The sequence below is a fragment of the Sphingobacterium sp. NPDC055431 genome (assembly GCF_053644255.1).
This window is the reverse complement of record NZ_JBSHLH010000008.1, coordinates 1-18,054: the sequence shown is the minus strand read 5'-3', so window position 1 is coordinate 18,054 and position 18,054 is coordinate 1. Positions and strand designations below refer to the sequence as shown.

Sequence of the window (18,054 nt, the reverse complement as noted above, 5' to 3'; positions counted from 1 at the left end):
GAAATCCAAGGCCTAGATTTTAGCCATACTCTATAATAGAAGAAGGTCGACATGATGTCGACCTTCTTCTTCCTATTTATTACATTAACCTAGTTTATTCAACCAGTCAATTACTTCTTCTCTGGATTTACCAAGCTTCTGTTGCAATTTGCCCAGTAACTCATCGTCTTTTCCTTCTTCATAGGCCAAATCATCATCTGTCCACTCGGCATATTGTTGTTTGATCTTGCCTTTCAACTCGTTCCATTTACCTTTTAAATCTAATTTATCCATTTTGATTTTCCTCCTTTGATTAATGTGATATATACGATAAACAGGAAGTTGAAAAAATGGTTTTCAAAAATTTATTTTTTTAATAAAGTGAAAGGTATTCTGCGGTTAGGATGAATATAGCCCCTTTTTGTCGATAAAATCGATGACTGCATCCGGGGTGTAAAACTTAATGGATTTCCCCTCCTTGATGGCGTTTCTCAGGAAGGTGGACGATAGTTCCATAACAGGCGTATCGGTCATGCTGATGGATGGATGGTCCTTCAATTCGCCGCCATCATAGCCGGGTCTAGGATAGACCACGATTTTATAGTCGCGAAGCAGGATATCCGCATTCTTCCATTTCAAAAGTCCCTGGAGATTGTCTTCCCCCATGATCAGGATAAATTCCTTGGTCGGATATTTTTCCGTCAAGTGGGTGAGGGTATCTATGGTATAGGAGGGTTGAGGCAATGAAAACTCGATGTCGCTGGCACGTAGTTTATCCGAACCTTCAATGGCCAAATTGACCATTTCCAGGCGATCATACATGTTGCCAAGGCTCTTTTTCTCCTTAAAGGGATTCTGAGGGGATACAATGAACCATACCTCGTCCAAAGAAGTATAGTTGGCCATATAATTGGCAATAATCAAATGTCCGATATGGACAGGATTAAAGGAACCAAAGAATAATCCAACTTTACTTTTTGCCATATTATGAATTGATAAAGTCTAATACCAGTTTTTCTGCTTCTGCACAGGCTGTTTCAAGGTCATTGTTATGCAGGATCACATCAAATTTATCGGCAAAGCTCAGCTCATGTTCCGCCTTTGCAAATCGTTCGTTCAATTTTTCCTGGGAATCTGTACCTCTCCCGGTCAATCTTTCTTTCAAGACTTCTAAGGAAGGAGGATTTACGAAAATAGCCAAGGCTTGGTCTGGGAACTTAGATTTCAAGCGAAGTCCTCCAACCACATCGATATCAAAGATCACGTGCTTGCCTTCGTTCCAGATACGCTCTACCTCAGATCGCAGGGTTCCGTAGAATGTTCCTGAGTAAACCTCTTCAAATTCTATGAATTCGTGTTTAGCTACCTTGTGCAAGAAGTCTTCTTTGGAAATAAAGTAGTAATCGACACCATTTACTTCAGCACCACGAGGTTGACGGGTGCTTGCAGAGATAGAAAATGCAATCTTATCGCTATGCTTTTCCAATAATCTTCTAACGATAGTCGTTTTCCCTGCCCCCGATGGAGCAGAAAAAATAATCAGTTTTCCGCTCATGCTATAGTACGTTTAATAGTTGTTCTTTGACTTTTTCCAACTCGTCCTTCATTTTCACGACAATCTGTTGGATCTGGGCATTGTTGGCCTTTGAACCCAAGGTATTGATTTCACGGCCCATTTCCTGGGAAATAAATCCTAGTTTCTTACCATTGGAATCTTGGCTGTTCAGGGCTTCTACAAAATAATTGCAGTGGGAGCGAAGGCGAACTTTCTCTTCCGTGATATCTAGTTTCTCGATGTAAAAAACCAGTTCTTGTTCAAAACGGTTCATGTCTACATTCTCTTTGCCCACAGCTTCTTCCATATATTGGTTGATCCTTTCACGGATCAAGGGAATACGGCTTCCTTCAACAGCTTCTACTTCGGTTAGGTATGATAAAATCAAGGAAACACGGTATTCAAGATCCTTTTTAAGGACAGCGCCCTCATCAGCTCTAAAGCTGTTGAACTGTTTTACTGCAGCGTAAAAGGAATCCATCAAGACCTTGCCTTCTTCTTCGTCCACCTCATCATCATGGCTGATAACTTCAGGCATGTTCAGGGCTTGTTCAAAAAGATTGGCTTTGGTATCGCCCAATTGGAAGGCAATGTCCTGCAATTGTCTATAGTATTCTTTTAATAGATCTGCGTTGATACTTGCTGCTTTGGCAGTTTGGTCAACATATTCGGTGCTTATGTTGATATTTACCTTACCGCGTTCAATCAGTTTGCTGCATTCACCACGAAGCACCAATTCCTTGTCTGAAACAGCTTTTGGTAGGCGAAGGTTAAGTTCCAAGAACTTAGAATTTAAGGATTTGATCTCTACGGTATATTTAACGGTTCCGTTTTCAGCGGTCCCCATACCGTAACCTGTCATCGATTTTATCATATGCAAAGGTAAAAAACTTACAGAAAAGAACGAGTCTATTACCAATCATGTTTGGCGATTATCACGCATAAATAGGTTTTATAGGCGGCACCACGCTTTACGCGGGCAAAACCTATGCCTATATCCTTTAAAGATCCGTTCCATTCATCCATGCCCAAAACATGCTTCCTGTGCATAAATCCGGGCGATCCACGGCCAATGATAAAGGATTTGATGCCATCAATGGCGGTTTCGTGGTTGGCTCCAATGGACTCAAAATTATTGGTGCTTTTTTTCTTCAGCCAATCGGGATTTAAGTAATATCCTGCCTTGTTGATATGGTAATTTGGTCCGTAACCGCTTGGGTCGGTATGGTCGAAGTAATTCCTCCTCGCCATATCTTTGGCTCGCTCCTCAGCTACTTTTGCCAGTTTATCATTCCAGACCAAACGGGTCTGTTTTACATTTCTAAGATTGTTCACCCGAATTTCGCGACCATATTTCTTGGGGTTCATCCGAAAATCATTGAGGTATTGGTAAGCTTTCTTGGCTTCGCGTTTGTCGATCTTGATGTTCTGGGCAAGGATTGGCTGTGCCCAAATGATAAAAGCAAATAAAATATATCTCATAGCTGTGTTTAAGGATACTGACTTCAGAAAAAACTCAACGTTTAAACAGCTTTATTAATTTAAGCTGATTTCTTGGCTGTTTTTTCTTTAATGACCTCAATGATAGGGGGCAATAGGGAGATGCCGATAATGGCAAGCACCACGATCGAGAAATTGTTCTTGACAAATGGGATCTGCCCGAAGAAATAACCGCCCAAAAGAAACATCGTTACCCACAGGACACCTCCAACAATATTGTATAGACCGAATTTGGAATAAGGCATCTTGACTACGCCGGCAACAAACGGGGCAAAGGTCCTGACAATGGGCACAAAACGTGCATAGATAATGGTTTTGAGGCCATATTTATTGTAAAAGCTTTGGGTTTTCTCGAGATAGGAGAGCTTAAAGATCTTGGAGTCTTTTGTAAAGACACGCTGTCCAAAGTGTTTCCCTATTTCATAGTTGACAAAATCACCGATAATGGCTGCGGCAATCAACAGGACCAACATGACCCAAAGACTAAGGTTTGTTTCAGGTTTTGCGATCAGGGCTCCCATGGCGAACAGGACCGAGTCGCCGGGAAGGAATGGGGTAACCACCAGTCCAGTCTCTGCAAAGATGATCAGGAAAAGGATCAGGTAGGTCCAAGTCTGATATTCTTGGGTAATATCGATCAAATGCTTGTCGATATGGAGAATAAAGTCGATCAGGGTTGAAATTAATTCCATGTTTTCAAATTCGATTTTCCACTGCAAGAATTGCACCAAGCTAATTCTTTTCCTTGAATATGATCCTGAGTCTACAATAGGGCTACTTAAAAGAAAAAGGAAGCTTACTCAGCTTCCTTTTTCTTTCCGTATTTTTCTTTGATCACCTCAATGATTGGAGGCAGTATGGACAAGATAATGATGGCGAAGACCACTAAGGTAAAGTTGTCCTTGATAATTGGAAGGCCTCCGAAGAAGTATCCAATAAACAAAAAGGAGGTTACCCATAAAATGGCTCCGATAACATTGTATGAAGCAAACTTTCCGTAGGACATTGATCCTACACCAGCTACAAATGGGGCAAAGGTCCTGACGATCGGAACAAAACGCGCGTAGATAATGGTTTTGCCACCGTATTTATCGTAGAACTTCTCTGTCTTTTCTAAATATTCTTTCTTTAGGAACTTATATTTCCCTGAAAAGGCTTTTGGTCCAATGTATTTGCCGATATGGTAGTTCACCATGTCTCCTAAAATACCTGCCACCATCAACAATCCCCACATCAAAAAGACGTTCAGATCAGTTTCTGGCTTGGCGATGATTGCGCCAGTTGCAAATAGAAGGGAGTCTCCAGGTAAGAATGGAGTAACGACAAGACCAGTTTCGGCAAAAATGATCAGGAAGAGGATCAAATAGGTCCAAGTCTGATAGTTATTGACGATTTCCACCAAATGATCATCAATATGGAGGATAAAGTCAATTAGGGAATAAATTAAATCCAAAGTTTTGAGCTATTAAATATTGTTCAACATCACTGGCATCACCAACATCAAGATATCTTCGTGTTCTTCCTTGATTGCCGGTACTAATAAACCTGCACGGTTTGGTGTACTCATTTCCAGTACGACCTCTTCACAGTTGAGGTTATTAAGCATTTCTACCAAGAACTTCGCGTTGAATCCGATCTCCATGTCTTCACCTTCAAACTGACAGCTCAATCTCTCGTGTGCCTCATTGGAGAAGTCCAAATCCTCAGCAGAGATGTGCAGTTCGCTTCCTGAGATCTTTAACCTTACTTGGTGTGTAGTTTTGTTTGCAAAGATTACCACACGGCGAAGGGTGTTCAGGAATAAAGAACGGTCTACAGTCAGTTTATTAGGGTTCAAACGAGGGATTACGGCTTCGTAATCTGGATAACGCTCATCGATCAATCTACAGATCAAGTTGATGGTTCCGAATTGGAAGAATGCGTTGGTATTGTTGTACTCTATTGAAACATTCACATCATCCGAAGGAAGAGATGATTTTAATAAAGTAAGTGCTTTTTTAGGCAAGATGATCGATGTTGGTTTATCAGCTCCAACATCTGTGCGGCGATAACGGACCAATTTATGCGCATCAGTAGCCACAAAAGTAGTCGATTGCTCCGCCAATTGCACGAATACGCCTGACATGGCAGGGCGAAGTTCGTCATTGCTTACTGCAAAAATGGTTTTATTGATGGCTTCCAACAAGATCGGAGCAGAGATATTTACGGTAGAAATATTCTCTACGACAGGGATTTTTGGGAAGTCGTCTGCATTTTCACCACTAAGCTTGTATTTACCGTCTCCGGCAGAAATCTCGATAGCTAAAGTTTTGGTATCTACAGAGAATGCCACAGGCTGATCCGGAAGAGTTTTCAACGTCTCGATCAAGATTTTTGATGGCATAGCAACGCGTCCTTCTTCCTTAGCTTCAATCTGAAGGGTGGTCACCATACTGGTCTGCAAATCCGTAGCGGAGATGGTCAGGAGGTTGTCCTTGATTTCAAACAAGAAGTTTTCTAGGATTGGTAGCACCGTGCTGGAGCTGGAGGCGCCACTAATAGCTTGTAATTGTTTAAGTAATATAGATGTAGATACAATAAATCTCATTTCTTTTAGCTAATAGATTTTATTGCAATAATACAGAAAAGAATCTAATTTTTTGCAATTCAAATTCGAGTTCAGCTGCATAAACATTAAAAAGCACTGCATTAAAATTTGTACATTTGTAAGATTAGGTATGCAATTTAAAAATATCGTAGGCCATCAGGCGCTCAAACAACATCTTATTTCAACGGTAAGAGAAAATCGAGTAAGTCACGCTCAACTGTTTCTAGGTCCAGAAGGATCTGGTAGCTTAGCTTTGGCCCTTGCCTATGCCCAGTTTATCAATTGTGAACAGCCGCAAGCCGACGATAGCTGTGGGATATGCCCTTCATGCCTAAAGTACGAGAAATTGATTCACCCTGACTTACACTTTTCTTATCCTTTCTTTGCAAAAAAAGCGGATGAAACGGCAAGTACCTATATGGAAGATTGGCGTAAGGCCTTTCTGGAAAATCCATATCTGAGCTTGAGCCATTGGAGAAACCAATTGGAAGCGGAAAACAAACAGGCAAACATCAATATCGCCGAAGCGCATGATATCATCAAGAAATTAAGCCTGAAAGCTTTTGAAGCTGAATATAAGGTTTTGATCATGTGGCTGCCGGAATATCTCGATACACAGGGCAATGCTCTGTTGAAATTGATCGAAGAGCCTCCTGCGAAGACTTTGTTCTTGTTAGTTGCCGAAAATCAGGACAAGATCTTGAACACGATCATCTCCAGGACGCAATTGATGAAGGTCAATAAGCTTTCCCATGAGGAATTGATGCAGTTCCTGATCGAGCAGAAAAATATGGATCCTGTTCGTGCCAATGAGGTTGCATTTATCGCTGATGGAAACATGCAATCCGCACTGGACCAGCTGGAAGAGTCTTCTAACGAAAACTTTGACCTTTTGATCCGTTGGCTGAGATGTATCGTGACGGATGCGGGTTTGAACATTATTCAGATCTGTGAGGAAGAAATCAGCAAATTGGGTCGGGAGAACCAAAAACTGTTCTTATTGTACAGCATAAATGTGCTCAGACAGATCGTGCTTTTAAACCAAGGGCTAGATCAATTAGTCTTTCTTAAGAATGCAGAATTGGACTTCGTGAAAAAATTTAGTGAGATCAGCAGCTTGGAAAAGTTGCAGGTTGCTATAGAATTACTGGAAAAAACGCATTATTCTGTGGAAAGAAACGCAAATCCTAAAATATTATTTTTAGATTTATCTTTGCAGTTAGTTTTATTATTTAAATACAATACGTTCCCAGCGGGAACTCAATATATATAATTTTAGACATATGGGATGTGGCAGTTGCTCATCCGGGGGTGGTTGCGGAAGTAAATCACTAGGCACAGTACCAGCAGGTTGCAATAACAACGGTACGTGCATGACCAGCGGATGTAATAAATTGGATGTTTACGATTGGTTAGTCGATATGGACTTGCCATCTAACTATAAACCTTTTGATATTGTAGAAGTTCGTTTTAAAGGCTCAAGAAAGGAGTTTTTTGTAAATACGGACAATTTATACCTTGAAATGGGTGAAATGGTGGTTGTGGAACCTAATACTGGGGGATACGACATTGGCCACGTTTCTTTGACCGGTGAATTGGTAAGACTACAATTGAAAAAGAACAACGTTAAACCTGACGACGTTGTAAAAAAAGTATACCGAAAGGCAACAGAAAATGATGTTGCCAAGTATAATCTTGCAAAGGATCTTGAATGGGAAACCATGCACCGCGCCCGTAATTTGGCGCTGGAGCTGGGCTTGTCCATGAAGATTTCAGACGTAGATTATCAAGGTGATAAGACCAAGGCTACCTTCTACTATACAGCAGAAGGCCGTGTGGACTTCCGGGAGCTGATCAAGAGAATGGCGGAAGCTTTCCGCATTCGTATCGAGATGAGACAGATCGGAATGCGCCAGGAAGCCAGTCGTTTGGGAGGAATTGGTTCTTGTGGACGGGAGCTCTGTTGTTCAACATGGCTTACGGACTTCAAAACTGTTTCTACCTCTGCGGCTAGGTATCAGAACCTTTCCCTGAATACCTTGAAACTAGCGGGACAATGCGGTAAATTGAAATGTTGTCTGAACTATGAATTGGACAGCTATATGGATGCCTTAAAGGATATTCCAAACAATATCGATCGTATCGAAACGCATTCTGGTATGGCTTACTTGCAGAAAACAGATATCTTCAAGAAGACCATGTGGTTTTCATATCCACATGCAGAATCGTGGATTCCACTATCTGTGCAGCAGGTAAAAGAATTTGCTGAATTGAACGCACAAGGCAAGAAACCGCAAGAATTGATCGTCCCTGAAAAAGAGGAAATCATCAATGTGGCGATTCCAGACTATGAAAATGTCGTTGGACAAGATAGTTTGACCCGCCTTGACGAACGCAATAAAAAGAAAAAGAAACGCAAACCAAAACGTACTCCAGGTAAGCCTGAGAATGGACAGAAACAAAGTCCTGATCAAGGCAACCAAAAGCCAAAAGCTGAAAATAAGCCACAAAACAATGGCAACAAACAGCCTAAGCCAAAGGAAAACAATGGAAATTCGGAAGCTGGAGAAGGTCAGAAAACCAATAGGAGAAGGCCTCAGAACAAGAATAGACGTTTCAATAACAAAAACAAAGACAATAATTCTGAGGGTTAAGTACTAATCCTATGCATAGAACTGTATTCATAGCTATTGTTGCTCTTTTACTGACCTCCTGTCAGGAAGGGGCATTCTATGAAAGAAATTCCGTTATCCCAGGTCAACTCTGGGATAACGGTTTTAAACCTCAATTTGAGGTAGATGTACAGAATAAACAAGATAAGTACGATCTGTTTATCAACCTAAGGCATACCGCCTACTATCCATATTCCAATTTTTCATTTGGAATTAAACAAAAAGGTTTAGGAATCCAAGATAGCAGTGCCCACTATAATTTCAAGTTAGCGGAAGCTGATGGACGCTGGATTGGCCCTTCTGCCGGTAACTTGTACGAGCAGACCAAACTGTTGCAGGAGAATTTTACTTTTCCGGATACGGGAAAATATGTATTTTCAATCCAACAGAACATGCGTGACAATCCATTGAGGGGAATAAACGATGTTGGAATCAAGTTAATCAAGAAATAGATATGCAGCTTTTAAGGTGGTTGTTGCTTCCCTTTACCATCCTCTATACCTTAATAATTTGGGTAAGAAACAAGTTGTATGACCTAAATATCCTCTCGTCTAGGACCTTTGACATCAAAACTATTGTGATCGGTAATTTGGCGGTAGGTGGAGCAGGAAAAAGCCCATTAACCCAAAAACTTATTGCCCATTTCAAGGACAAATATCAGCTTGCGACCCTAAGCCGGGGCTATGGCAGGAAAACCAAAGGCTTTCGGTTGGTCCAAGTGGATGACCTCGTTGAAAATGTTGGCGATGAACCTTTGCAATTCAAAAAGAACTTTCCAGATATCAGCATATCTGTGGATGAAAATAGGGCAGAAGGCATTGAAATCCTAAATAAAGACCATGACCTGGTCCTGCTTGATGATGCATATCAGCACCGTAAGGTGAAGCCAACCTCTTCTATTTTAGTCTTTGAATACCATTCCATCCTAGAGCCTATTATATTATTGCCAACGGGCCAATATCGAGATACCTTTGATCAGACCAAAAGGGCAGATCTTATCCTCATTAGCAAATGCCCTGATTATATTCCATTTGAAAACAAATTAAAGATCCAGGAAAAGATCAGGAAACATAATAGCAAGGCAGGCATCTTTTATAGCCGTATAGGCTATAAGGAATGGATTCCTTTAAACAATACTGAATCAGACCATCCTATTTCAAGAAAGACTATCTTACTTATCACAGGGATTGCAAATCCCAAACCACTTGTACAGCACCTGAATAGTCAAGGAATAAAGATTGAGCATTTAAAGTTCGCAGACCATCATCAATTTGATGATTTCGATTATAAGGTAATCACAGGACGGTTCGAAAAATTAAATGAAAGCAAGGACGCTATCCTTTTGACGACCGAAAAGGATGCGCAGCGACTGGACCTGAATAAACTGAAAGATATCCCAACGTTTTATATACCAATTGATATTGTTATCGAAAAAGAAATTGAGTTTTTTCAAGAATTAGAAAGTTCGATAGAAAATAAATCATAAGGAACTTATCAATTATCGATAAATAAAAGCTACTTGACATCAAGTAGCTTTTTCTTTTTTGTCACATATTGTAATATTTTTTCAATTCAACTGAAATAATTAGAATTTAACTAGAATCATGCTCAAAACATACGTAGGGCCAATATTCTTTAAATTTAATCACCCTGAGTTTGTATTATTATCTTGTTAAGAAATGTTAAAAAGTAACAAACATGATACAATCATACAATAAAAGATACAATTCGACTGTTATTTATTGTACAGAAACGGAGTAAATAATAAAGTATTAAACAAAAAAATTAAAATCATGAAAAAGTTATTTTTAGCAGTATCCGCAGTATTATTTTCACTAACTCTAACATTTGCTCAGGAAGTAAATCCAGAAGAGAAAGCAAAAGCAACTGTAACCGAATGGACACAACAGTTGAACTTGACAGAAGATCAACAGGCACAAATCTATAATGTAGTACTAGAGCACAAAAAAGCTAAATTGGCTTTAAAGGCAGACACTTCAGCAGCAGCTGATGCAAAAGCTACTCAAATTGAGGCTTTGAATTCAGATCTAGACAAAAAAGTATCTGATTTGTTGACTGATGAACAAAAACCATTGTACGCTAAGATTGTAGAAGCTCGTGCAGCGAAAAAAGCTACTATGCCAGAGCCGAAACAAGTACAATAATCTAACTAATATTCATGTTTCATAAATAGAAAAGGGACTGCAGTAGCTGCAGTCCCTTTTCTGCTTTTTAAGTAGGTGAAAGTAATTGGTAGAAAGTATTTAGACTATTTGGATAGTATCAAAATAAAAAAGCTTGGGATGTTCTCCCAAGCTTTTCAATTTCTTTCTTTACAATGTGTTTTTTAAGAAGCTTTTAATTTCTTTTGGATGTCTTGCACATAAGTCTTGAATTTCTTATCGGTTTCGATAAGGTCTTCAACTGTTTGGCAAGCATAGATTACGGTAGAGTGGTCACGACCGCCAAAGAAATTACCGATAGATTTCAGCGAAGATTTGGTATGGTTCTTTGCCAAATACATTGAAATCTGTCTTGCTTGTACGATTTCGCGTTTACGGACTTTGGATTTAACCATTTCAACTGGTACCTCAAAGTATTCACATACTAGTTTTTGGATGTACTCCATTGAGATTTCCTTATGGGTGTTCTTCACAAAGTTCTTTAACATCGACTTTGCTAAGTTCAGATCAATCTCTCTTTTGTTCAGAGTAGATTGCGCCAATAAAGAAACCATTGCTCCTTCTAATTCTCGGACACTGTTGTCAATCTGATTCGCCACATACTCCACTACACTTTCTGGCAGCTCAATACCATCTGAGTACATCTTTTTCTTAAGGATGGCCATCCTGGTTTCTAGATCAGGAACCTGAATATCGGCTGATAATCCCCATTTAAAGCGGCTTAACAATCTTTCTTCGAGACCAGAAAGATCCTTAGGTGCTTTATCAGATGTTAAGATGATCTGTTTGCCTGTTTGGTGCAAGTGATTAAAAATGTGGAAGAATATATCCTGTGTTTTCTCTTTTCCAGCAAAATTATGCACATCATCCATGATGATGACATCCATTGCTTGGTAAAAATTCACGAAATCATTGATGGTGTTATTCTTCAAAGAGTCAACGAACTGCTGACAGAACTTTTCACATGACACGTAGATTACCAGTTTATCTGGTAAGTTTCTTTTGATTTCATTACCGATTGCTTGAGCGAGGTGAGTTTTACCTAAACCCACATCTCCATAGACCATCAAAGGGTTGAAAGAAGTTCCTCCTGGTTTATTTGCGACAGCATATCCAGCCGAACGAGCCAAACGGTTACATTCGCCTTCGATAAAATTGTCGAACGTATAATTTTGATTTAATTGAGGATCAACTTGTAATTTCTTTAACCCCGGAATTACAAAAGGATTTTTGATGTTCTTGTTCAATGCAACAGGAACAGGAATTGATTGCTTCTTTCCCTCGGCACCATTTCCATTCGACGGAATGTTGGTGGTGTAAGGTGGGTTAGCAGATGACTTCTCTACAACGATGTTGTATTCCAGTCGGCCTTGTTCACCCAAGAATTTTTTAACTGTTTTTCTGAGAATACCTACATAATGTTCTTCCAGCCACTCATAGAAGAACAGACTTGGTACTTGAATAGTTAAAACGTTTCCTTCTAGACGTACAGCTTTAACGGGCTCGAACCATGTTTTAAAACTTTGCGTTGGTATATTATCTTTTATTACTGCAAGACAACTTTCCCAAACACTTGTACACGTTTTTTCCATTCTGAATTTGTTAATAACTTGAAAACCAATAATTGACAAAATTTCTGTTCATAACTTTTGCCTACAACGAATATGACAAAAAAAAATGAGCTAAAAAATTAAATTGACAAAAAAAAGGTAAGTAACTAAAAAACAACATTTTAATTGTAATTTTTAGCGTATTTTGTCCAAAATATTAGTGCAAAATTATTTTATTAACACATATATTTTGATACCCTATTTATAGGAGTTTTTAAAGCAAAAATTAAGCAAGGAAAAATAAATGTGGAAAACTTTTAATAAAAAAGGAAGCCTGTGGGCTTCCTCTTGTAGACGCTTGATTGTCTTTGAAATACCTGCTCTAATAGAGCAATTATCCTACCAAAGTTTCGGTTTTTATGCCTTTTGTTAATTTCCTAACCTGAGCCTCAATTCCAGCAGCATCATACCCACATATATGCCATAACTCTGCTTGCTCACCGTGCTCCACAATACCATCTGGGATTCCCAAACGCACTACCTGAGCTTCGTAATGATGGTCTGCCATAAACTCTAGGATTGCAGATCCAATCCCGCCCGGCAAACAGCCGTCCTCTACGGTAATCACTTTGCTATACTTTTTAAATACTTCGTGTAACAAAGCTTCATCGAGTGGTTTTGCAAACCGCATATCATAATGTGCGGGATGGATACCATCTTCACGTAGTTTCAAGATTGCCTTACTGGCTTCATTACCAATATGGCCGAAAGATAATATAGCTATTTCTTCACCATCACAGATCTTTCTGCCTTTTCCGATCGGAATTTCCTTAAACGGAAGCTTCCAATCCGGCATCACGCCATTGCCACGAGGGTAGCGGATGGTAAAGGGGCCTTGATCCGGCAATTGAGCCGTGTACATCAGGTTCCGCAGTTCCTCTTCGTTCATTGGCGAAGCCAAGACCATATTAGGAACACAGCGCATGAACGCAATATCGTAAGCACCATGGTGCGTAGGGCCGTCAGCACCCACCAAACCGGCTCTATCCAAACAGAATACCACATTCAGCTTCTGCAAGGCTACATCGTGGATAACCTGATCGTATGCCCTTTGCATAAAAGATGAATAGATATTACAGAAAGGAACCAAACCTTGAGCGGCAAGGCCTGCACTGAATGTAACAGCATGCTGTTCCGCAATGCCCACATCAAATGCCCTATCCGGCATTGCCTTCATCATGATGTTCATAGAAGATCCACTCGGCATAGCCGGAGTAATCCCCATGATCTTATCGTTTGTTTCCGCCAATTCCACCAATGAATGACCAAATACATCTTGGTATTTCGGTGGTTGGGGTTTCTCAGAAATAGATTTCTTGATTTCTCCGGTGATCTTGTCAAAAAGACCGGGAGCATGCCATTTTGTTTGGTCCTTCTCTGCCAATGCATAGCCTTTACCCTTTACGGTAACAACATGCAACAACTTAGGACCATTGATATGCTTCAGATCCTCGATGGTTTTCACCAATTTATTGACGTCATGTCCATCAACAGGACCAAAATATCTAAAGTTTAGGGATTCAAATAGGTTAGAGTTCTTCAACAAGGTGCCTTTTATGCTCTGCTCGAGCTTTTTAGCCCAGCCATAAGCATTTGGACCCTTCTTGGAAATCTTCTCCAATACGGACACCAAATCATCCCTAAATCGATTGTAACTTTTTGAAGTGGTTATACTGGTCAGGTATTCTTTCATCGCCCCTACGTTCGGGTCAATGGACATACAGTTGTCGTTCAGAATAACCAATAGATTTGACTTTTCGATCCCAGCATGGTTCAATGCTTCAAAGGCCATACCGCCGGTCAAGGCACCATCACCGATTACAGCAACATGCTGCCTATCGGTTTCACCCTTATATGCAGAGGCAACTGCCATTCCCAAAGCAGCAGAAATGGAAGTGGAGGAGTGTCCTACACCAAAAGCATCATATTCACTTTCACCACGTTTAGGAAATCCAGAAAGCCCGCCTAAAATACGGTTCGTATGGAATTCTTCCCTTCTACCCGTCAGTATCTTGTGTCCATAAGCCTGATGACCGACATCAAAAATGACCTGGTCATAAGGAGTATTCAATGCATAATGCAACGCTACGGTAAGTTCCACTACACCTAAACTAGCTGCAAAATGTCCGCCGTTTACAGAAACGATATCGATGATAAACTGTCTCAGCTCTTTACAAACCTCTTCAAGTTCCGATTCCTTCAAATTTCGAAGATCAGATGGAAATTGAATTTTTTGTAATAGCGGTCCTGCTTCTACCTGCATAAATGAAAAAATTTCGAAATAAGATACAAAGTAACAATTTATTCTTTTAACTATGGAATATATATACAATTTAATCTGCTGCATTGTTTTGCTTTATTCGAATGAATTCCATCTTTTTATACAAGCAAATCCTTATTTTTGAGCATATTCTATGGACGCGACAAACTACGAGATTAAACTGGCACAGTTCGAAGGACCCTTTGACCTTTTGCTATTCTTTATTGAAAGGGATGAATTGAATATCCATGATATTCCTATCTCTAAGATCACAGATGATTTCTTGGCCTATATCCAACATATGCAGTCCCTGAACATAGAATTAGCCTCTGAATTTATCTTTGTTGCCTCGACCTTGATGCGTATCAAGGCTAAAATGCTGCTTCCACGTCCTGAACTGGATGAGAATGAAAACGAGATCGACCTGAAAAAGGAATTAGTCCAAAAGCTTGTCCTGTACAAGCAATTCAAGGAAATCTGCGAAGAGCTGAAAGACCTGGAGGACCGTAGGTCCAAATTTTATGAAAGGGGAAATACCGAAATCGACCTGAAGATAGCACGTGAAGCCAAGGCTCAGACCATAGATGAGGAGCTTTCCAGCTTTGACCTATATAAACTGATGTTGGTCTACGAAAGGGTGATGTTCAATTTTTCCCATCGCGTACAGGATGTCACGCATACCGTAGTGAAATACCCCTATAGCATAGAACAACAGAAAAAAGCGATCGCTGAATTAATTGAGATCAATAAATCAATGGATTTTTCAGCATTGGCAAAGAATTCTGAAAACAAGGTACAGTTTGTCTATAATTTCTTGGCCATCTTGGAGATGTTGCAACAAAAACTACTGGATATAGAAGTAGGCCTTGGATTCAATAATTTCTGGATAGAAAAGAAGGTCTCTTAGTTCTTATTGAGCCTTTCTGCCATAAATTTCTTCACTTCATCCCTATCCTTTAGGTTCTGCAGAGACTCCAGGAGAAAGGCATACTGCTTATCAGACTCCATGTCACGGATAGCCTTTAAGGCCTTCATCCCTGCCTGCATGGCATAAATGCTCTTATCAGCAAAGGAAGCAATCAAATCATCAATTTTATCCGGTTCCAAATAGCCGTCGACCAATCCCAGTTCTATAGCCTTATCGGTCTGGAAAGGGCTTGGGTCAAAACATAATTGCAAAATCTGCTTTTCAGACATGATCCTCTTCAAGCCAGCCATCACCTGGAAAGGAAAGATGCCCAGAGCAATTTCCGGCAACCTAAAATTCAGTTCTTTTTTCGCAAATACATAGGTACAGCCCAAGATATAGAGAAAACCTCCGGCGATGACATCGCCTTCAACGATAGCTATTGATGGCTTACTGAACTGATCAAAGATCTCGCCCAAGGAACGTTCCATATTAACGATAGCAGGATTAGGACTATCCAATTCCGGATTTTGATAGGTCTTGATGTCCATTCCGGCACAAAATACAGGGCCATTTGCCCTTAGAACCAATACATGGACCTGATCATTGGCTTCCGCTTCCTCCAGGGCATGGGCCACCTCATTGACTGTGGTAGGGGTAAAAGCATTGCGCTTAGCTTCCCTATCCAAGGTCAAGGTAAAAACATGTTCCTTTATTTCGGTTTGAATGAATTTATAATTCATGCTTGATCAAATTTTGAAATCCCTGCATCAGTCCAGACATTGTATCAAAGTTAGCTTTATTGAACCGATCCACTAACAATTCCGAAGGAATATTTCCAACCAGCTCATCTTTGGCAAATGGACAGCCTCCATAACCTAATACAGCTCCTTCAAAGCGTCTGCAACCCGCCGAATAAGCCGCGTCTACTTTCAATAGGGCACTCTCGATCGGCGAATGGAAATGCGCACTGAAAGGAATATCCGTAAATTCCTTTGTAATTTTATGGAACAGGTCCTTGATGCTATCTGGAGTAGCCTCAGAAGTGGTATCAGCAATAGAGAAGTTCCTTACACCAATGGCATTCAGGTTATATATCCATTCCGAAACCAGATCCATGTCCCAATGGTCACCATAAGGATTACCAAATGCCATGGATATATAGACGACCAACTCCTGCTTTTCATTTCTGCCCATGATACCCAAGATTTCCTTGACAGCTTCATAGGCCTGCGAAATACTGGCGTTGGTGTTCTTTTTCTGAAAGGTTTCCGAAATGGAGAAAGGATAACCTAAATAGTCAATTTTCTCCATTTCGGAACCTATTTCAGCACCTCTTTTATTCGCGATGATGGCCAAAAGCTTTACCTGATCATCCTTTTCTAGGCCTTCCAATACAGCTTGCGTATCACTCAATTGCGGAACCGCCTTTGGCGAAACGAAGCTCCCAAAGTCTATGCAATCAAAGACCTGGCTTTTTATCAACTGATTGATATAAGCAATTTTCTTTTCAGTTGGAATCTGATAAAGGATACCTTGAATGGCATCTCGAGGGCAATCCACTAGGGTTACCTGTTCTTTATTGTACATCTTTTTTTATCTCCCTTGCAATGACCATGCGTTGGATAGAGCTTGTTCCTTCACCAATAGTACATAATTTAGCGTCCCTAAAGTACTTTTCAGCAGGAAAATCCTTGGTAAATCCATAACCACCAAGAATCTGTACAGCATCGTTTGATACCTCAACAGCCGTTTCCGAAGCATATAATTTAGCCATGGCGCCTTCTTTGGTCACTTTTTGACCATGATCTTTCAAATCACCCGCTTGTCTGATCAATAGTTCAGAAGCTGTAATTTTCGTAGCCATATCCGCTAAATTAAAACCAACCGCTTGAAAATCAAAAATTTTAGTCTGGAATTGTTCCCTTTCATTGGCATATTTCAATGCACATTCATAGGCACCTCTCGCTATTCCCAAGGATAGGGCGGCAATTGATATCCTACCTCCATCCAATAATTTCAGGGCCTGCACAAAACCATCACCTATTTCACCGATCAATTGATCCTTATGGATGCGGCAATTATCGAAAAATAAAGAACCTGTTTCAGAGGCACGCATTCCCAATTTATCCATCTTCGCTCCAGCGGAAAAACCTTCCATTCCTTTTTCTACGATAAAAGCAGAAATTCCTTTTTTATCGCCTTTTTCACCCGTCCTAGCCATAACTACAGCTACATCACCAGAAATGGCATGGGTAATAAAGGTTTTATCTCCGTTTAAGATGAAATAATCTCCGTCTTGGACCGCTGTGGTATTCATGCCGCCAGCATCAGAACCAGAGCCTGGCTCTGTCAATCCCCAAGCGCCAATCCATTCTGCCTTAGCCAGTTTCGGAAGGTATTTTCTTTTCTGCTCCTCATTGGCAAAGCTTAGGATATGATTGGTACACAATGAATTATGGGCAGCAACCGATAAACCAATGGATCCACATACTTTTGAAATCTCATCTAAAATGGTAATATATTCTTGGTAGTTCAGTCCAGATCCACCATATTCTTCAGGAACCAAGATGCCCATGAAACCATGATCACCTAAATTTTTGAATAGTTCAACAGGGAAAATTTGAGCCTCATCCCACTTCATCACATGAGGTTTTATATAGGCATTTGCAAAATTACGGGCACTCTCTCTAACTAGTGTCAATTCTTCTTTAGAACCGAGGTTATACATAATATTATTTTAATTAAGTTTATATTTGGGTTACAAATGTTTCTTACAAATATTATAAAAAACAAATAAT

General features: G+C 40.1%; 19 protein-coding genes. 6 read left to right on the top strand and 13 right to left on the bottom strand.

Annotated features, from left to right (window positions below; genetic code table 11):
• Positions 1-84 precede the first annotated feature (84 nt).
• From ACWIB3_RS09155 to dnaN, 8 genes are all read right to left on the bottom strand, one after another.
• Positions 85-273 carry a CsbD family protein gene (locus ACWIB3_RS09155; protein ID WP_093099980.1) on the bottom strand — a complete coding sequence of 63 codons (189 nt, stop codon included), beginning with the start codon at positions 271-273 and terminating at the stop codon, positions 85-87.
• A 105-nt stretch (positions 274-378) separates the two neighbouring features.
• The gene (gene nadD / locus ACWIB3_RS09150; protein WP_185212768.1) at positions 379-963 is read right to left on the bottom strand and encodes a nicotinate (nicotinamide) nucleotide adenylyltransferase; all 585 of its coding nucleotides are present in this window, start codon (positions 961-963) and stop codon (positions 379-381) included.
• Between the two features lies 1 nt (position 964).
• The gene (gene gmk, locus ACWIB3_RS09145) at positions 965-1,534 is read right to left on the bottom strand and encodes a guanylate kinase (RefSeq protein WP_254526747.1); all 570 of its coding nucleotides are present in this window, start codon (positions 1,532-1,534) and stop codon (positions 965-967) included.
• A gap of 1 nt (position 1,535) precedes the next feature.
• A complete protein-coding gene (locus ACWIB3_RS09140) occupies positions 1,536-2,408 on the bottom strand; it encodes a YicC/YloC family endoribonuclease (protein ID WP_185212766.1) in 873 nt (290 codons plus the stop codon).
• Positions 2,409-2,446: 38 nt separating this feature from the next.
• Entirely contained in the window at positions 2,447-3,016 is a 570-nt protein-coding gene (locus ACWIB3_RS09135; protein WP_313261391.1) for a CAP domain-containing protein, read from the bottom strand.
• A gap of 59 nt (positions 3,017-3,075) precedes the next feature.
• On the bottom strand, positions 3,076-3,726 hold the full coding sequence (locus ACWIB3_RS09130; protein ID WP_185212764.1) for a DedA family protein: 651 nt from the start codon (positions 3,724-3,726) through the stop codon (positions 3,076-3,078).
• A gap of 104 nt (positions 3,727-3,830) precedes the next feature.
• Positions 3,831-4,487 carry a DedA family protein gene (locus ACWIB3_RS09125; protein ID WP_185212763.1) on the bottom strand — a complete coding sequence of 219 codons (657 nt, stop codon included), beginning with the start codon at positions 4,485-4,487 and terminating at the stop codon, positions 3,831-3,833.
• A 12-nt stretch (positions 4,488-4,499) separates the two neighbouring features.
• Positions 4,500-5,621: a DNA polymerase III subunit beta gene (gene dnaN / locus ACWIB3_RS09120; protein WP_185212762.1), complete on the bottom strand. Its 1,122-nt coding sequence runs from the start codon at positions 5,619-5,621 to the stop codon at positions 4,500-4,502.
• Between the two features lie 130 nt (positions 5,622-5,751).
• Between dnaN and ACWIB3_RS09115 the strand changes: the two genes are divergently transcribed.
• The 5 genes from ACWIB3_RS09115 to ACWIB3_RS09095 all read left to right on the top strand — a co-directional run bounded on the left by ACWIB3_RS09115 (position 5,752) and on the right by ACWIB3_RS09095 (position 10,458).
• Entirely contained in the window at positions 5,752-6,894 is a 1,143-nt protein-coding gene (locus tag ACWIB3_RS09115; RefSeq protein WP_454291437.1) for a DNA polymerase III subunit, read from the top strand.
• A 10-nt stretch (positions 6,895-6,904) separates the two neighbouring features.
• Positions 6,905-8,275, top strand: a complete 1,371-nt coding sequence (locus tag ACWIB3_RS09110; RefSeq protein ID WP_454291436.1) for a PSP1 domain-containing protein — start codon at positions 6,905-6,907, stop codon at positions 8,273-8,275.
• A gap of 11 nt (positions 8,276-8,286) precedes the next feature.
• Complete coding sequence (locus ACWIB3_RS09105; RefSeq protein WP_185212759.1) at positions 8,287-8,745, top strand: gliding motility lipoprotein GldH; 459 nt, start codon at positions 8,287-8,289, stop codon at positions 8,743-8,745.
• Positions 8,746-8,747: 2 nt separating this feature from the next.
• Complete coding sequence (gene lpxK, locus ACWIB3_RS09100; protein ID WP_454291435.1) at positions 8,748-9,779, top strand: tetraacyldisaccharide 4'-kinase; 1,032 nt, start codon at positions 8,748-8,750, stop codon at positions 9,777-9,779.
• Positions 9,780-10,086: 307 nt separating this feature from the next.
• Entirely contained in the window at positions 10,087-10,458 is a 372-nt protein-coding gene (locus ACWIB3_RS09095) for a hypothetical protein (RefSeq protein ID WP_454291434.1), read from the top strand.
• A gap of 182 nt (positions 10,459-10,640) precedes the next feature.
• On the opposite strand, the gene dnaA is transcribed toward ACWIB3_RS09095, so the two are convergent.
• Together dnaA and dxs are read right to left on the bottom strand one after the other, a co-directional pair.
• Complete coding sequence (gene dnaA / locus ACWIB3_RS09090; RefSeq protein ID WP_093099955.1) at positions 10,641-12,068, bottom strand: chromosomal replication initiator protein DnaA; 1,428 nt, start codon at positions 12,066-12,068, stop codon at positions 10,641-10,643.
• A 352-nt stretch (positions 12,069-12,420) separates the two neighbouring features.
• On the bottom strand, positions 12,421-14,349 hold the full coding sequence (gene dxs, locus ACWIB3_RS09085; protein WP_185212757.1) for a 1-deoxy-D-xylulose-5-phosphate synthase: 1,929 nt from the start codon (positions 14,347-14,349) through the stop codon (positions 12,421-12,423).
• A 151-nt stretch (positions 14,350-14,500) separates the two neighbouring features.
• Here dxs and ACWIB3_RS09080 point away from each other — a divergent pair, with 151 nt between their 5' ends.
• The gene (locus ACWIB3_RS09080; protein ID WP_185218592.1) at positions 14,501-15,253 is read left to right on the top strand and encodes a segregation and condensation protein A; all 753 of its coding nucleotides are present in this window, start codon (positions 14,501-14,503) and stop codon (positions 15,251-15,253) included.
• Here ACWIB3_RS09080 and ACWIB3_RS09075 read toward each other — a convergent pair.
• Genes ACWIB3_RS09075 through ACWIB3_RS09065 form a run of 3 tightly spaced genes read right to left on the bottom strand, consistent with a single transcriptional unit; the run spans position 15,250 to position 17,984 of the window.
• Entirely contained in the window at positions 15,250-15,996 is a 747-nt protein-coding gene (locus tag ACWIB3_RS09075; RefSeq protein WP_454291433.1) for an enoyl-CoA hydratase/isomerase family protein, read from the bottom strand. The two genes, ACWIB3_RS09080 and ACWIB3_RS09075, sit on opposite strands and share 4 nt — an antisense overlap.
• Positions 15,986-16,843, bottom strand: a complete 858-nt coding sequence (locus tag ACWIB3_RS09070) for a beta/alpha barrel domain-containing protein (protein WP_313261400.1) — start codon at positions 16,841-16,843, stop codon at positions 15,986-15,988. The genes ACWIB3_RS09075 and ACWIB3_RS09070 overlap by 11 nt, the downstream gene beginning before the upstream one ends.
• Complete coding sequence (locus ACWIB3_RS09065) at positions 16,833-17,984, bottom strand: acyl-CoA dehydrogenase family protein (RefSeq protein WP_185212753.1); 1,152 nt, start codon at positions 17,982-17,984, stop codon at positions 16,833-16,835. The genes ACWIB3_RS09070 and ACWIB3_RS09065 overlap by 11 nt, the downstream gene beginning before the upstream one ends.
• Between the last annotated feature and the right edge of the window lie 70 nt (positions 17,985-18,054).

Coding starts and splice junctions, on each gene's coding strand:
- ACWIB3_RS09155 (WP_093099980.1), bottom strand. CDS start 273: ATGGATAAATTAGATTTAAAAGGTAAATGGAACGAGTTGAAAGGCAAG.
- nadD (WP_185212768.1), bottom strand. CDS start 963: ATGGCAAAAAGTAAAGTTGGATTATTCTTTGGTTCCTTTAATCCTGTC.
- gmk (WP_254526747.1), bottom strand. CDS start 1,534: ATGAGCGGAAAACTGATTATTTTTTCTGCTCCATCGGGGGCAGGGAAA.
- ACWIB3_RS09140 (WP_185212766.1), bottom strand. CDS start 2,408: ATGATAAAATCGATGACAGGTTACGGTATGGGGACCGCTGAAAACGGA.
- ACWIB3_RS09135 (WP_313261391.1), bottom strand. CDS start 3,016: ATGAGATATATTTTATTTGCTTTTATCATTTGGGCACAGCCAATCCTT.
- ACWIB3_RS09130 (WP_185212764.1), bottom strand. CDS start 3,726: ATGGAATTAATTTCAACCCTGATCGACTTTATTCTCCATATCGACAAG.
- dnaN (WP_185212762.1), bottom strand. CDS start 5,621: ATGAGATTTATTGTATCTACATCTATATTACTTAAACAATTACAAGCT.
- ACWIB3_RS09115 (WP_454291437.1), top strand. CDS start 5,752: ATGCAATTTAAAAATATCGTAGGCCATCAGGCGCTCAAACAACATCTT.
- ACWIB3_RS09110 (WP_454291436.1), top strand. CDS start 6,905: ATGGGATGTGGCAGTTGCTCATCCGGGGGTGGTTGCGGAAGTAAATCA.
- ACWIB3_RS09105 (WP_185212759.1), top strand. CDS start 8,287: ATGCATAGAACTGTATTCATAGCTATTGTTGCTCTTTTACTGACCTCC.
- lpxK (WP_454291435.1), top strand. CDS start 8,748: ATGCAGCTTTTAAGGTGGTTGTTGCTTCCCTTTACCATCCTCTATACC.
- ACWIB3_RS09095 (WP_454291434.1), top strand. CDS start 10,087: ATGAAAAAGTTATTTTTAGCAGTATCCGCAGTATTATTTTCACTAACT.
- dnaA (WP_093099955.1), bottom strand. CDS start 12,068: ATGGAAAAAACGTGTACAAGTGTTTGGGAAAGTTGTCTTGCAGTAATA.
- dxs (WP_185212757.1), bottom strand. CDS start 14,349: ATGCAGGTAGAAGCAGGACCGCTATTACAAAAAATTCAATTTCCATCT.
- ACWIB3_RS09080 (WP_185218592.1), top strand. CDS start 14,501: ATGGACGCGACAAACTACGAGATTAAACTGGCACAGTTCGAAGGACCC.
- ACWIB3_RS09075 (WP_454291433.1), bottom strand. CDS start 15,996: ATGAATTATAAATTCATTCAAACCGAAATAAAGGAACATGTTTTTACC.
- ACWIB3_RS09070 (WP_313261400.1), bottom strand. CDS start 16,843: ATGTACAATAAAGAACAGGTAACCCTAGTGGATTGCCCTCGAGATGCC.
- ACWIB3_RS09065 (WP_185212753.1), bottom strand. CDS start 17,984: ATGTATAACCTCGGTTCTAAAGAAGAATTGACACTAGTTAGAGAGAGT.